General features: G+C 39.9%; 16 protein-coding genes. 1 reads left to right on the forward strand and 15 read right to left on the reverse strand.

Annotation, left to right across the window (positions count from 1 at the left end; all coding sequences use genetic code 11):
- The 9 genes from argJ to rpe form a co-directional block, all read right to left on the reverse strand.
- On the reverse strand, positions 1 to 1221 hold the full coding sequence (gene argJ / locus POD11_RS12305; protein WP_262457328.1) for a bifunctional glutamate N-acetyltransferase/amino-acid acetyltransferase ArgJ: 1221 nt from the start codon (positions 1219 to 1221) through the stop codon (positions 1 to 3).
- A gap of 133 nt (positions 1222 to 1354) precedes the next feature.
- On the reverse strand, positions 1355 to 1834 hold the full coding sequence (locus POD11_RS12310; RefSeq protein WP_016144407.1) for a methylated-DNA--[protein]-cysteine S-methyltransferase: 480 nt from the start codon (positions 1832 to 1834) through the stop codon (positions 1355 to 1357).
- An 11-nt stretch (positions 1835 to 1845) separates the two neighbouring features.
- The gene (locus POD11_RS12315) at positions 1846 to 2166 is read right to left on the reverse strand and encodes a DMT family transporter (protein ID WP_004703760.1); all 321 of its coding nucleotides are present in this window, start codon (positions 2164 to 2166) and stop codon (positions 1846 to 1848) included.
- A 149-nt stretch (positions 2167 to 2315) separates the two neighbouring features.
- Positions 2316 to 3311, reverse strand: coding sequence for a cation transporter (locus POD11_RS12320; RefSeq protein WP_262457329.1), 996 nt, complete (start codon positions 3309 to 3311; stop codon positions 2316 to 2318).
- Positions 3312 to 3339: 28 nt separating this feature from the next.
- Positions 3340 to 4095 carry a copper resistance protein B gene (locus POD11_RS12325; protein WP_262457330.1) on the reverse strand — a complete coding sequence of 252 codons (756 nt, stop codon included), beginning with the start codon at positions 4093 to 4095 and terminating at the stop codon, positions 3340 to 3342.
- Positions 4082 to 6019 carry a copper resistance system multicopper oxidase gene (locus POD11_RS12330; protein WP_262457331.1) on the reverse strand — a complete coding sequence of 646 codons (1938 nt, stop codon included), beginning with the start codon at positions 6017 to 6019 and terminating at the stop codon, positions 4082 to 4084. Before POD11_RS12330 ends, POD11_RS12325 begins: the two co-directional genes overlap by 14 nt.
- A gap of 41 nt (positions 6020 to 6060) precedes the next feature.
- Complete coding sequence (locus POD11_RS12335) at positions 6061 to 6456, reverse strand: hypothetical protein (RefSeq protein ID WP_224993375.1); 396 nt, start codon at positions 6454 to 6456, stop codon at positions 6061 to 6063.
- 103 nt (positions 6457 to 6559) lie between these two features.
- A complete protein-coding gene (locus POD11_RS12340; RefSeq protein WP_262457332.1) occupies positions 6560 to 7381 on the reverse strand; it encodes a Cof-type HAD-IIB family hydrolase in 822 nt (273 codons plus the stop codon).
- 356 nt (positions 7382 to 7737) lie between these two features.
- Positions 7738 to 8424 (reverse strand): ribulose-phosphate 3-epimerase, encoded by a 687-nt coding sequence (gene rpe, locus POD11_RS12345; protein ID WP_000043044.1) that lies wholly within the window; start codon positions 8422 to 8424, stop codon positions 7738 to 7740.
- 184 nt (positions 8425 to 8608) lie between these two features.
- On the opposite strand from rpe, the gene POD11_RS12350 reads away from it, so the two are divergent.
- Complete coding sequence (locus POD11_RS12350; protein ID WP_262457333.1) at positions 8609 to 8881, forward strand: DUF2218 domain-containing protein; 273 nt, start codon at positions 8609 to 8611, stop codon at positions 8879 to 8881.
- Here the strand turns inward: POD11_RS12350 and fghA are convergent, their stop codons facing one another.
- The 6 genes from fghA to POD11_RS12380 form a co-directional block, all read right to left on the reverse strand.
- Positions 8882 to 9727, reverse strand: a complete 846-nt coding sequence (fghA, locus tag POD11_RS12355) for an S-formylglutathione hydrolase (RefSeq protein WP_262457334.1) — start codon at positions 9725 to 9727, stop codon at positions 8882 to 8884. It lies immediately after the preceding gene.
- Positions 9696 to 11147 carry a C13 family peptidase gene (locus POD11_RS12360; protein ID WP_005071224.1) on the reverse strand — a complete coding sequence of 484 codons (1452 nt, stop codon included), beginning with the start codon at positions 11145 to 11147 and terminating at the stop codon, positions 9696 to 9698. The genes fghA and POD11_RS12360 overlap by 32 nt, the downstream gene beginning before the upstream one ends.
- A gap of 136 nt (positions 11148 to 11283) precedes the next feature.
- Positions 11284 to 12075, reverse strand: coding sequence for a class I SAM-dependent methyltransferase (locus tag POD11_RS12365; protein ID WP_262457335.1), 792 nt, complete (start codon positions 12073 to 12075; stop codon positions 11284 to 11286).
- Between the two features lie 9 nt (positions 12076 to 12084).
- Entirely contained in the window at positions 12085 to 12750 is a 666-nt protein-coding gene (gene tsaB, locus POD11_RS12370) for a tRNA (adenosine(37)-N6)-threonylcarbamoyltransferase complex dimerization subunit type 1 TsaB (RefSeq protein WP_262457336.1), read from the reverse strand.
- A gap of 133 nt (positions 12751 to 12883) precedes the next feature.
- A complete protein-coding gene (locus POD11_RS12375; RefSeq protein WP_262457347.1) occupies positions 12884 to 13411 on the reverse strand; it encodes a gamma carbonic anhydrase family protein in 528 nt (175 codons plus the stop codon).
- Positions 13412 to 13433: 22 nt separating this feature from the next.
- Positions 13434 to 14060, reverse strand: coding sequence for a CoA pyrophosphatase (locus tag POD11_RS12380; protein WP_080649504.1), 627 nt, complete (start codon positions 14058 to 14060; stop codon positions 13434 to 13436).
- Between the last annotated feature and the right edge of the window lie 21 nt (positions 14061 to 14081).

A 14081-nucleotide genomic window follows, 5' to 3' on the forward strand; every position in this document is an offset into this window, starting at 1 on the left:
TTAAGAACGGTAATCAGCATTAATTTTGACATAGTCGTAAGATAAGTCACAGGTATATACCGTGTCTTTGGCCTGACCACGTCCTAAATCAACACGAATGGTAATTTCGGTTTGAGCCATAACGCGCGCGCCCGCTTCTTCGGTATAGTCCTCAGCTGCGCCGCCGTCTTTACAGATTTGTACGTCGTCTAACCACACTTGAATTTTAGACACGTCTAAGTCTTTAACTCCTGCATAGCCAATTGCAGCTAAAATACGTCCCCAGTTCGGGTCCGACGCAAAAAGTGCAGTTTTGACAAGTGGTGAATGCGCAATGCTATAAGCAATGTCACAACATTCTTGAGTATTTGCGCCTCCTTCTACAGCCACAGTAATAAACTTCGTCGCACCTTCACCATCACGGACAATTAACTGTGCTAAACGATTCATTACACGAGCAAGTACTTCTAAGACTTTAACGTAGCGTACATCGCTATCCGATGTAATTTCAGCGCCACCCGCCTGACCTGTTGCTACAAAAATACAAGAGTCATTTGTTGAGGTATCGCCATCAATCGTAATACGGTTAAATGAATGCTCAACCGTGGTCTTTAATAGCTTTTGTACTAAATCACGGCGAATAGGTGCGTCTGTGGCCACAAAGCTCAACATGGTTGCCATGTTCGGGCGAATCATTCCCGCGCCTTTACTAATACCTGTCATAGTATAAGTCATGCCATCAAGCTCAAATTGTTCAGATGCACCTTTAGGTACGGTGTCTGTCGTCATAATGCCAGATGCAGCGTCATTCCATGCCGTGTCTTGCAAAGTATTTAACGCCGGCTGCAGCCCAGCAAGTAAACGCTCCATTGGAAGCTGCTCACCAATCACACCCGTAGAAAATGGAAGAACTTCAAAACTGTTTACTCCAGCAAGCTCCGCTAACTTCGCACAAGTATCCTGAGCATTTTTCAAACCCGTAGGCCCAGTTCCCGCATTGGCATTACCCGTATTAATCACTAAATAACGAGGATTACCTTCGGCAAGATGGGCTTTAGAGACATGAACAGGCGCTGCACAAAATGCATTTTGAGTAAATACACCAGCAACATTTGAACCTTCTGCAAACTCAAAAATGACTAAATCTCGTCGGTTTTGGTAACGTACATATGCTTCTGTTGAGCCAATTTTTACACCTTTTACCACATGCATTTGTGGCATTGTTACGTCACCGACAGCCATTTTTAGAACATCCAAAGTTTGTTGAATAAGATCAATATTTCAAAAAAAGCAATGCAGTGAAGCACCAGCCTTATGAAATATCATAATTGACAGCTTAGTAGAAAAGTCTAAAAAAATCGAGCGCAAAAACGGCTCATTGTTGCTCTAGTTTTAATAAAATATCTTTCTTATCAAGCCCGCCAGCAAAACCCACTAAAGCACCACCCGCACCAATGACTCTGTGACAAGGTGCAATAATTGAAATCGGGTTTTTGCCATTTGCCGCGCCCACTGCTCTCACCGCTTTTTCATTTCCAATTTGAACAGCAATATCTTTATAACTTCTTGTTTCGCCATAAGGGATGGTAAGTAAAGCAGACCAAACCAGCTTTTGAAATGCGGTTCCTTCAAAATCTAGTGGCAATGTAAACTCACGGCGCTTACCTTCAAAATATTCTTCTAATTGTTGTTCGGTCTTTAATAAAACGGGATGTTCAAGTTGTTCGACCAGCTCGGCCAGCCGAACACGTTTTGGATTTTCATTGTCCCAGAGTACTGCCACCAAAGCATTTTCATTCGCAACTAGCTTTAATTGCCCAACAGGCGAATTGATATACTTATAAGACAGCAACATAGTTTATTCTCTTAGGACGGCGATGAAATTTTCATTAAAACCAAACCTGACACAATCAAGACAGCGGCAATCATTCGCATAGCACCAATAGGCTCATGAAGAAAGAAAATACCGACTAAAAATGACCCAATTGCGCCAATTCCTGTCCAAACCGTATAGGCAGTGCCAAGGGGTAACGTTTTCATTGAAATTGAAAGTAGAACTACACTCAAAATCATAAAAACTACGGTAATAATACTAGGGGTTAAACGGGTAAAACCTTCGGACATTTTCATAGAATATGCCCAAATGATTTCAAATACACCTGCTAAAATTAAAATAGCCCAAGCCATAACATTCACTAATTTTTATAGTGTCAGGTCGTCCCGACATGATTACCCATTATGGGGGAGGTCGTTCCTCCTTTATGTGAGGACTCAGTTTACTTTAAAATAAAAAATGAAGGCAAACCCTATCTAAAGCTCGCCTGTCTTAGAGAATCTTATTCACTTTTTAACTGTAAAATTTTTCGTGCACCATTTAAGACAAACAAAACAATAATTAATCCAATAATCAAATCAGGATAACGAGAGCCTGTTATGGCAACCAATATTCCCGCGACAATCACACCCAAGTTTACGATGACATCATTTGCAGAAAAGATATAACTCGCCTTCATATGTGCCCCACTCTCCTTATGGTCTCTCATTAAATAAAGGCAACTAATATTGGCTGCAAGCGCTAATCCGCCAATTAAAATCATGAGAATTGAAACAGGTTCACTGCCATACATAAAACGGCGCAATACATCGATTAACACAATCATGGCTAAAGCGAACTGAAACCATCCAGAAAGATGCGCAGCCTTTAATTGTGCATCTAGATTTTTACCTACCACAAATAAAGCAATGCCATAAATTGCAGCATCGGCAAACATATCAAGCGAGTCAGCAATTAACCCTGTCGATGAAGCAATAATGCCTGCCATCAACTCAATGACAAACATGACCCCATTAATCAGCAACAACCATTGTAAAACTTGCTTTTGTGCTGCATTACTTGAAGAACTGGCTCGTACCTTTTTTGGTTTTTCAACGGGTTCATAATGTGGCTGTGTTTGTTGTAGTTCGGCCCCTAGCCCTAAACGCTGTAGACTTTGAGTAATCATTTCAGCTTGAACACTGTGATAAATCGCCAAATGTCGTGCTGGCAAGTCAAAATGAAGCTCTTGGATATCGTCAGCGTAAGAGGCCAAAGCCATCCTCACCATTTGCTCTTCGGCTGCACAATCCATACGAGGAATATGATAATAACTTACCCATTGACTCTTTTTAGTCACAGGTTCACTAGGAGTAGAATACTCCTGAGACGGTACGCTTGAGCACCCGCAGCTAGAACTAGTTTTACTTAAATGTATTTGATTCTGTTGTTTTTCTAAAGCCATCTGTGCACCATAACTGACACAAAAAACAATGCCATTAGTATAAACCAATGGCATATCATTAAGCTTAATTTTTGTTCGGCAATTAGAACTTAAGTGTTAACCCTGCTCCATAATACCAACCATGTTCTGAGTCGGTTCCAGTTTGCCAAGCAGTTTGTTTTAAACCTTTTTCATAGCCGTAACCAACATCAACAAACGGCATCACTTTTTTGTTGATTTCATAACGGGTTTGAAAACCAGCTTGTAAATTTGATAAACCTGTTTTACTTGCATAGCGAGATTCATCCTGCAAAATAACATCTGCTTTTAAATAAGGTTTACCAATTAACTTTTGTGTAAAGAGTAAGTCCCTTTCCGTTTCTAAACTTAACTTCCATAGCTGATCTTCACCTGCAGAAAGATAAGCATCAGTTTCAAAAAAGTAAGGTGCCATGCCATGTAAACCTACTACACCAGCCCAGCGATCTTGCTTTTCATCTTCCCTCTGCGAACGCTCGTAGTTTACCCCAGCCTGTACATCCCAATAGTCAGCTATATTTCGACTGTAAAGTACTGAACCGCCGTAATTAGCATCTTCCGACTCGGCTTTATCAACATGGGCTTTAATGAATAATTTGTTTTCATCCGTTCCCACCCAAGTTTCTAATTCAGAAGAAAAGCTGCCTTCTCCTTCTTCATTTTGAGTCCAGCCAGTATCAATTTTTGTTGCTTGATAGATCTGTCCACCATGTTCACGTAAATGATCATGTGTTAAGGGTTCTTGTGCCAAAGCAAGAACCGATACACCAGAGAAAACACCGCAACATATCATTTGAGAAAATAACTTAGTGATGCACATGACTAGCTCCTTTCTCATTTTCAGATTGAACAGTTGGCTGGGTCTGAGCGGGTTGTTGCTCATCGTTGACTTGAGCAACAATTAATTTATTCATCATGCCTGCACTCATGTGATAGAGCAGATGGCAATGAATCGCCCATTCTCCCAAAGCATCGGCTGTCAATAACGCAGTAACGGTCTTTCCTGGCGGAACAATAACGGTATGTTTATTTGGTAAGTTTTCAGCTTGCTGACCATTTTCCAATTGCATGAACATGCCATGTAAATGCATTGGATGCGCCATCATGCTGTCATTCACAAACTTCAAGCGGATACGCTCACCATATTTAACTTGCAATGGCGCAGCTTCGCTAAACTTCTTGCCATTAATAGTCCAGATATAACGCTCCATGTTGCCGCCTAAATGAATGACTAACTCTCGCTCTGGCGCACGTGTATCTGGTTGAGGACTTAAAGACTGCAAATCGCTATATTGCAGTGCTTTCATACCCGCTGGCGTTGAAGCATTTGCCCAGCCATAAACTGGCTCATCCTTTTTAGGCTTATTCTCAGATTGAGTCGGCATCTCATGATTCATATTCACCATAGCGTGGTCATGCTCGCTAGATGACATTGCCGGCATATCATGCGTCATCTCAGGCATCGCTGACATGTCGTGCTTCATTTGCATCATAGAATGATCATATTCGCCAGATGACATATTTTTCATGTCATGATCCATGTTCATCATTGCATGATCATGATTAGTCTGGCCCGCCTCTCTTTTTATTTCAGGCATAGTCGACATGCCATGTTGCATGTTCATTTGATGGCCTGCATGTTTATCACTCGCCCCATTGCCATGGCTCATGCCCATATCGTCCATAGTCAATAAAGCGCGTGGACGTGGTTCTGGCATTTGAATTGGGCCAACCGCCTGAGTATTTTCATTATGCAAAGTACCGATGGCAAAACCACTGCGGTCAATAGACTCTGCTTCAATCTGATAATTTGGCTGTTTAGGTTCTACAATGACATCATAAGTTTCGGCGGTACCAATACGAAACTCATCAATTGCCACAGGCTTAACTGGCTGCCCGTCTGTACTTACAACTGTCATTTTCAAATTTGGAATTCTGACATCAAAAAATGACATAGCAGATGCATTAATAAATCGTAATCGAACCTTCTCGCCAGCTTTAAAATTACCTGTCCAGTTTTGCTGTGGTGTCTTACCGTTGACTAAGAAGGTATAGCTCGTCACATCAGACATATCGGTTTTTAACATTCGCATCTGATTCCACATCGAACGATCTTGCCAAGTTGTTTTTAAGCCTTGTGCTTTAACTTGCTTTAAAACATCAGATACGGTTTCACGGCGGTTTTGATAATACTCAGCAGATTTTTTCAAATTCTTCATAATGCTATCGCTAGAAGAGTTATGAAAATCTGAAAGCATCACTACATAATCACGATCGGTTTTTTCATGTGCAGCTATGGGTATTTTTCCTTTCGGATAAATCACGAGCGGGCCATATAAACCATCTTGCTCTTGGCCTTTACTATGGGCGTGATACCAATAGGTGCCGTTTTGTTTCACCTTAAAGCGGTAAACAAAATCTCCGTTTGGTGCGATTCCTTTAAAACCATTGAAACCCGGTACACCATCCATTAACCCTGGCAGTAACAACCCATGCCAGTGTAAAGACGTGTCTTGATTCTTTAATTGATTATGAACATGAATCACAGCCTCATCTCCTTCCTCAAACTCAAGAAGTGGGGCTGTAAATTTTCCATTTACTGTAATTCGCTTTAACGGTTGACCCGTAATATTCACCTGCTGTTCATTAATATTCAGGTGATATTCCTTAATTGCGGCAAGAGTCCATGGGGAAACCAATAGACCAAATACAGCGACGAGGCTGCTAATTGTTTTATGAGACATTGCTGTAATCCTTTTTAATTAAAAAAATAAGTAAGAAAGGATTAAGCTTTAGGTGGGCGTAAAATCTCTTGCCAGTATCCGGCTAAATGCTGAGCCTGATAAATACTGCTAAATTGAGAGGAAATAGGAATGAATTGTGATTCAAGATCCGGTAATGCTTGCTGTAATGCCAGATTCACAATCTGACAATGAACTGGGTTACAGTCCTGACAATGCTCACCATGCGAGTGAGAAACCTGATCCATAGACTCATGGCATATGGCTTGATCACTAGCATGACTATGCATATTGTTATGCGAAATTTTTTCACTATGACACGGCATAGTAGGAAGATCATGCTGCATCGGCGTCTGAGCAATAGACACACCACTCCACCCAATGACCAAAGTCATTAGGAACACAAACCAAGCATACTTGCGTAAGTGTTGTAGAGTCATTAGAGCTTATTGCCTAGAACCGACGATTAATCTTAACTCCATTAGCATAACCAAGTTTTAAAACAGATACAATTTTCATTTTTAACTGTTTGTTTTTAAGTGATTAAGAAAATGGTGTTTGTTGCTGAAGCACTAAATCAATCACATGTAATGCCCCCTCTTGCTCGTTACTTACAGTTGCATAAGGAGCTACAGCTTTTAAAGCTTCTACTGCATTTTCAACTGCAAACCCATACCCCACAGCTTTAATCATCTGAATATCATTATTGTTATCACCAATCGCGACTACCTGATCAGGTTCAACCTGCCATTTTTGTAGTAATAGCTTTAAACCATGGGCTTTATGTTGGTCTGGAAGGATTAAATCAATAAAATTAAAACCACTTGAAACAGGTACTAAGACTTTATCTTTCACAAAACTTTGCTTCTGGAAATGTTCAAAAATTGCAAAGCTTTCATTTTCATCAGCAGTAAAGGTAATTTTACATACCAAGTCATCTAGTGCATAAAAGTCCTCTACAACTGCCAGCTTTTCAAAATATCGAGCGACTTTGGCATAGTCCTCTGCGTTCATGCTGCGATGTACATAAGCACTCTGTTTCCCACAGATGACCATTTTAGAAATATATATAGAATCAATCGCTTTTAAAATTTCAGTAAATTGTTCTTGGCTTAAATGAGCAAATGCTATCTCTTGTCCTGCATCTACAACGTGCGCACCATTTTCTGCAATAAAAGTAATTTCATGACTAATTTCTGGGAAATAGGTAATAAGCTTTGCGAGTTGGTTTCCACTTGCTACCACAAAATGAATATGATTTCGTTTTAATTGTTCGTACTGATTTAAAAAACGTGTTTTGTTGTACTGCTTCTTAGAATTAAGAAAAGTCCCATCCATATCTACTGCTAAAATTTTTATCGACATTAATTATCTAAATCTCTGACTAAAATCTTATTAAAACAAATTTAGCTTTATTTTTCATGACACTTTTACAGTTTTATATTGAACTATTCACAGAATAGTTTTACACAGAGCCATATCGTTTTTTACACAGGTTATTTTTTAGTAAAGCTTAATAAAAAACCAGATAATAAAATATACAGCGAGCATAAAAAAAGAACGCCAAAACGTTCTTTTTTCATCATTTTTGTCCAGAGAATAAACGGTTGATCTAATTTTGTTTATTTTACCAACATCTTATCCATACGGTTATCAACACAGTTATCCATACAGTTATAAACAAAGTTATCCACAAGCTTATTCTCAGATGAATATCTTTTTTAAGCGTCTACGCTACCTACTTTTGCAAGTTCTGCGCGCATTTGATCAATCACAACTTTATAATCTGGTTGACCAAAAATTGCTGAACCGGCAACAAACATATCTGCCCCAGCTTCTGCAATTTCACGGATATTTGCAGGACCAACGCCACCATCAACTTCTAAACGAATATCACGACCACTCGCATCAATGATTTTACGAGCTTCACGTAATTTTTCTAAAGTCATTGGAATGAACTTTTGTCCACCAAAACCTGGGTTTACACTCATTAATAAAATTTGGTCAACTTTATCAAGTACATAATCAAGATAGTGCAATGGCGTTGCTGGGTTGAAAACTAAGCCTGCTTTAGCACCACCAGACTTAATCAGCTGTAGTGAACGATCAATGTGGTGAGATGCTTCTGGGTGGAATGTAATAATATCTGCACCAGCTTCCAAAAAGTCTCCAATAATTCGGTCAACTGGAGATACCATTAGATGTACATCAACTGGCGCTGTAATCCCATAATTTTTTAAAGCCTTACATACACCTGCACCAAAAGTTAAATTTGGAACGTAGTGATTATCCATCACATCAAAATGTACTACATCGGCACCTGCGGCTAACACTTTGTCTACATCTTCGCCTAAACGAGCAAAATCGGCAGATAAAATAGAAGGAGCAATCAAGTAAGGCTTGGACATAGGTGAATGACCTGGCTAAAAATTTAAGGAGAGGCTGAAAATTATAACAAAAAAGAAACTACTTGGCCCGCGCTTCCTTGTTTAAATGACAACATTTCAAACTTGAAACGTAACGTTGCAACAATAGAATGCTAACGTCTAAACGAATTTGTTAAGGTACATTAAACCAATGTGAGGATTGATAATGAAAAGCACAACTTATCTATTAACAAACGATGGAAAACGCATTGCAAAACGTCTGGTTAATCATTGGAAACACAAGTTCGAAGTACACGAAACTGAACAAGACTTTAAAATCTTAATGCCTACAGCAACGATTACACTTGCACCAGAAACAGAGCAGTTAAATGTTGCTATTGATAGCCAATTAGATGACCACGACCACTTAGAAAAAGTTGTCCTTGATCATCTAAACCGTATGGCTCAACAAGAATTTCAGGTGGAGTGGCAGCACTAATTAGCCGCCGACCTTTTCTAACTGGATTGCATGAAACTGTAAGTGCTCATCCATAAAGGTTTGAATAAAGTAATAGCCATGGTCATAACCGGCATGTTGTCTTAAAGTTAAAGGCTGTCCCGCTTTTAAACATGCTTGCTTAAATTTTTCAGGGTGAAGTTGTTCATAAAATTGGTCATCTAAACCCTGATCTACCAAAATTTCATCAAATACTGCCCCATTTTTTGAGACCAACGCTGTGGCATCATGAGCCAACCAGCTTTCGCGGTCTACACCCAAATAATGGCTAAAGGCTTTGTCTCCCCATGCACATTCAGTTGGTGCACAGATCGGAGCAAAAGCAGATACCGACTTAAACTTTTCTGGATATTTAAACGCTAAAGTTAATGCACCGTGACCACCCATTGAGTGCCCAAAGATACCGACTTGTTGAGCGTTTACAGGAAAGCTTTTTAAAATGAGTGGGTATAACTCATCTATTAAATAACTTTCCATTTGATAATGCTCAGACCAAGGTGCTTGTGTTGCATTAATATAAAAGCCCGCGCCTTGCCCAATATCCCAATGATCCCCTGCTGTGACTTGTTCTCCACGAGGAGAAGTATCAGGTGTAATCAGTATGAGGCTTAGTTGTGCTGCCATATGCTGTGCATGCGCTTTTATGGCAAAGGTTTCTTCAGTACACGTTAAACCAGCTAAGTAAAATAAAGTTGAGCAAGCTTTACCTTCTAAAGCTGCCGGTGGCAAATAAACACCAAACTTAGCTGATCCTTTTAAATAAGAAGATTCAAATTGGTATATACGCTGCTCGCCCTCAAAGCAGCGGTTTTTTTGCAGGAGTTGCATCGTTTTTAGCCTCTGTTTTTGTTTGAGCAATATCTACACTACCCGTATTTTGTTGAGGAAATAGATACTTTTCCAACTGAGGTAGCATAAGTTCCATATTTTTACCGATCATCCACTGAGGCTCTGAAGGTTCAACACCTTGAGCCACTTCCCACTTGGTAACTGTTTGCTTAGCTGTGTTAAACGAATCTTTCATCGACGATTGCTCTCGCATCGCCAAATCAAAAAAAGCTCGACCAAAATAGGTATAGTCAGCTTCGTTATTACACCCAAAAGAAGTTTTATCAGCAGCTGAAGCAGTAATAATTAAAGTATCTGGAGACTGTAAAGCAGGAATAAAACTTCCTGAATAGCAGGCTGAGATCACAATTACACGCCAGCGAATACCAGATTTATCAAGTGTTTCTCGCAACCATTTCGGGTCTACTTGTCCTAAATCTAGTGGTGCATTTTCAATTTCAAAATGATTTTGTTCACCGTGTGAAGTCATATATAGAAATAAAACATCACTATCACGGTTCATTTGCTGGCCCATACGGCGTAGGGCTAACTCGATACTTGTTTTAGATGCAATCGGAATTTCTGTGCGGGTGTCTGGATTATTAACCAGCATCATTGAACGCCCAATCGTTCCAAAGCGTGTATCAAACTGTTCTTTAATACGGACCACTTCCGATTTAAAAACGTCTTGATAACTATCGCCAGCAACACCTAAAAAATACCAATGACTCTTAGCAAGTTCACCATATTGGACTTGCTCCAAAGAATCATTTAATAGTTTACTTTGCGCATAAAAAGCATCTTCAGCAAACGTTGGAGCAGAATCTTCTACCTTCCAAATCGGTTGGTCTTTTACAGAAAGTTGCCACACCACCATCGTTGCAATAGTCGCAACCATAACCAGTGCACGTTCCCACCAAGGCCACTTGAGCTCACGTGAGAAAACCCAAATTACTGCTAAACTTTGCCATACAAACAAAGCTACAAATAAGCTCGGCAATATTCCGTTATAAATAGCATCGGGAATAAAGTTGAGATAACCGTTAGAACCTAAATATTGAATTAAACATTGAATTAATAAGATATTGGTATCTAGAACCAACCACAATAAAGCAGGTACTAGCATTAAGCGAGGTTGATTGGTTCGCTGTGATAAGAAAATACCAACAATTAAGGCAATGAATGGCCAAAGTGCATAACCAATTAAACCTTGTGAATTGAAATCACCGATTTGACCCGCCACAAGCCAACTATAAAGAGAGTTGGTACACCCTCCTAAAATTCCCCAGACAATGAGCTGAAGGATAGATGGATGCACTATCTGTAAAGAACGTCTTGACCCCAAAAACAGCCACATTCCGGCAATTTGGTTGCTTTTAAAATCATGCCAAAAGTTAATGGAGGGTTTAAGATCAATCATAGAAGGTTTTCAAAAATTTCGTTTTTGACAGGCATCTTAAGTGTATGCCTGCTAAGAATTTTAGCAATCATGCTTTTGAACTATATCACATATATTTGTGCATTATTCAAGCAATAAAACCTAACCTTACATAAGCCTACTGAAAATACGCATCAAAACGACAAGCATCTCCTTGCCATTGATGAGCTGGCTCTTGATTTGCCAAAAAAATAGCATGTCGTGGCCGTTTAACAACTACACGTTTAGCAACTTTCTGCGCCAAAACCAGCAAATTATCCCCTAAATCCATTTCACCATCTTCGGGTAAAAGAAGATGTAAAAGCTGCATCTGTTTTTTGACTTGAGCTTGTTTTTTGATGGCTTGGTGATTCTGGTCACGCTGCGGAAACATCGGATCTAAATACACCACATCAACCGTTTGGGCTTTCTGCTGTAACTGTTGTAAATAAGTTGCAGAATCAGCAAAGGTCAGTTGAATCCGATCCATAAACTGGCTTAAAAAGCTATCTTGTTCAGCTTGTGCTTTTGCATCTTCAAGTAAGGTAAACAAAATTGGATGGCGTTCAACCAATTGTATTTGTGCACCAAGGTAAGCCATGAGTAAACTATCGTGACCTAAGCCTGCTGTAGCATCAACGAGTATTGGTTTTTCACCTAACTGACAAGCACGGGCAATCATTTCTGATTTAAGACTTGCACGCTTTAAACGGGGAATTTCAGCTTTCCAGTCAGGCTGCATTTTCATGCCGTTTGCAGATAGCCATAATCCGTTTTCATCTACACACAGCGCCAACTCAGGATTTAAACGTAAAAAACGTGCATTCAGTTTTTCAACTAACTGCAAATCGACAGTCACACCTCTAGAACAAAGCACAGCTTGGTAGTGCTGTGCTTGTTCTTGAAAATCTACTTCAAAATATATGTGCATGATTAGCCTTTATTTTGCTTTACCCTGATCCGCTATTTTTTTCCATGCATCATCACGTAAATAAACTGGCAAAGCATGTTCGGCATCAACCCACTGCTTTTGCGCTGCATAAACACGTGCAATCGAAGCAATATCTTGTGCAGTTGCGGTGATTGTTTGATGCTCTGCATCAGCTTGAAGTAGTTTTGCGCCCGAACCAATCAAGCAATGCTTTGCGTAAACAGCTGCTGGCTCATAGCCCATTAATTTTTCTTCATCAATACACTGCATGATACCTTGTTCATTTAGAACAAAACTTGCGATATAAACTTCATTCATACGCGCATCAAGAACCGCAGTCACTTGTTGCAAACCTTCAAGTCGATATGCCGCTTGAGCTAAAGCTTGTAAAGTAGAAACTGGAATAACGGGTAAATCTTGTGACCATGCCAATGCCTGAGTCACAGCTGCATTAATTCGGACACCACTAAAAGAACCTGGCCCACGGCTAAAGGCAATTGCATCTAAACCAGCAACTTCAAGACCTATTTCTTGTAGCCCCTGCTCAATCATGGGCAAAATGGTTTGGGTTTGTGCTTTCGCCCGCGTATCGAGTTGAAAAAACAGTTCTTGGGTTTCATCGACTAATGAAATAGAACACTGCTCATTTGCAGTTTCCAACGCCAGCAATTTCATGCACAACCTTAGTATTAAATCAGATTAAAAACGAGGGTTATGATACCCCACTCGGCTCTGATAGGCGAGTTGTTCTCTCTCTAAATAAAAATGCCAAGCTTGTGCTTGGCATAGAATATATCTTACTCAAATTTTAAAAGTGGAATTCTTTTAAATCTGCATAGTTCTTAAAGTGCTCAGCATAATGCAATGCACTCAAACGTATTTTTGCAGCGCTATCTTCATCTAAAGTTTTGACAATTTTGCCAGGTGAACCCATCACCACTGAATTATCTGGAATCACCTTCCCTTCAGGAATTAAGGCATTCGCACCGATAATACAATTTTTACCAATCACAGCTCGATTTAAAATTACGGCGTTCATACCAATCAAACTATTATCACCAATCGTACAACCATGCAGCATGACTTTATGACCGACCGTGACATATTCACCAATATTTAACTCAAGTCCAGCATCGGTATGTAGTACAGAATTTTCTTGAATATTAGAAAAATTACCAATTCGAACTACACAATTATCAGCACGCACTACCGCACCAAACCAAATACTGACCTGACGGCCTAGTTCTACCTGCCCAATAAGCGTTGCAGTTGGAGCAACCCAGCCATCCCATGGCTCATGTAAGGCTTTTGGGTGCTGGCCTTGATAGCTATACATCATAATTTATCAATCCTGATCTTTATTTTTTATGAGAAAACTTTGGCATTCCAAAGGTTGGTGAGTTAAGTAAAAACGGCCAATCTTTTTGATAACCTAATCCATATTTAAACAGTGCAACTAACATACGAGCAGTTAAACCCCAGATAATTTCATTATCAATCTGTAGGCTTGGAAAATATAAAGACTGATGAGCATACCGTACTTCATAGGGTGTCGGACGCGTCTCGATAAGTTGCTGTAACGGGACAAAGAAAATTCGATCAATTTCGGTGGGCTGAGGTATTAAAGTCACCTCTGGAGGAATAAGCCCAACGATTGGTTTTACAGACAAACCGCTTCTTGCACGCTGCATCGGCAAATCACCTAACAACTGTACATCAAACGGATTTAAAGCTGTCTCTTCCTGAGCTTCTCTTAACGCTACAACAATATTACTGGTATCACTAGGATCACGCTTTCCACCCGGAAAAGAAACTTCCCCCGCATGGTTGTTCATATGTATTGAACGGCGTGTAAGCAGTACCTTTGGATTATTCTCATTCGTAATTGCAATGAGTACTGCTGCTTGTGCTTCTTGTATGCGGGTGGAAAAGCGCAATCTTTGCTGTAACTTTTGTGTTAGCAAGTGCTCTTCCATACCTTTCACCTATTATTCTGTCTCTCTTTG

This window comes from Acinetobacter sp. P1(2023) (assembly GCF_028367635.1).
Lineage (GTDB): Bacteria > Pseudomonadota > Gammaproteobacteria > Pseudomonadales > Moraxellaceae > Acinetobacter > Acinetobacter pittii_E.

Coding starts and splice junctions, on each gene's coding strand:
- argJ (WP_262457328.1), bottom strand. CDS start 1,221: ATGGCTGTCGGTGACGTAACAATGCCACAAATGCATGTGGTAAAAGGT.
- POD11_RS12310 (WP_016144407.1), bottom strand. CDS start 1,834: ATGTTGCTGTCTTATAAGTATATCAATTCGCCTGTTGGGCAATTAAAG.
- POD11_RS12315 (WP_004703760.1), bottom strand. CDS start 2,166: ATGGCTTGGGCTATTTTAATTTTAGCAGGTGTATTTGAAATCATTTGG.
- POD11_RS12320 (WP_262457329.1), bottom strand. CDS start 3,311: ATGCCATTGGTTTATACTAATGGCATTGTTTTTTGTGTCAGTTATGGT.
- POD11_RS12325 (WP_262457330.1), bottom strand. CDS start 4,095: ATGTGCATCACTAAGTTATTTTCTCAAATGATATGTTGCGGTGTTTTC.
- POD11_RS12330 (WP_262457331.1), bottom strand. CDS start 6,019: ATGTCTCATAAAACAATTAGCAGCCTCGTCGCTGTATTTGGTCTATTG.
- POD11_RS12335 (WP_224993375.1), bottom strand. CDS start 6,456: ATGACTCTACAACACTTACGCAAGTATGCTTGGTTTGTGTTCCTAATG.
- POD11_RS12340 (WP_262457332.1), bottom strand. CDS start 7,381: ATGTCGATAAAAATTTTAGCAGTAGATATGGATGGGACTTTTCTTAAT.
- rpe (WP_000043044.1), bottom strand. CDS start 8,424: ATGTCCAAGCCTTACTTGATTGCTCCTTCTATTTTATCTGCCGATTTT.
- POD11_RS12350 (WP_262457333.1), top strand. CDS start 8,609: ATGAAAAGCACAACTTATCTATTAACAAACGATGGAAAACGCATTGCA.
- fghA (WP_262457334.1), bottom strand. CDS start 9,727: ATGCAACTCCTGCAAAAAAACCGCTGCTTTGAGGGCGAGCAGCGTATA.
- POD11_RS12360 (WP_005071224.1), bottom strand. CDS start 11,147: ATGATTGATCTTAAACCCTCCATTAACTTTTGGCATGATTTTAAAAGC.
- POD11_RS12365 (WP_262457335.1), bottom strand. CDS start 12,075: ATGCACATATATTTTGAAGTAGATTTTCAAGAACAAGCACAGCACTAC.
- tsaB (WP_262457336.1), bottom strand. CDS start 12,750: ATGAAATTGCTGGCGTTGGAAACTGCAAATGAGCAGTGTTCTATTTCA.
- POD11_RS12375 (WP_262457347.1), bottom strand. CDS start 13,411: ATGTATAGCTATCAAGGCCAGCACCCAAAAGCCTTACATGAGCCATGG.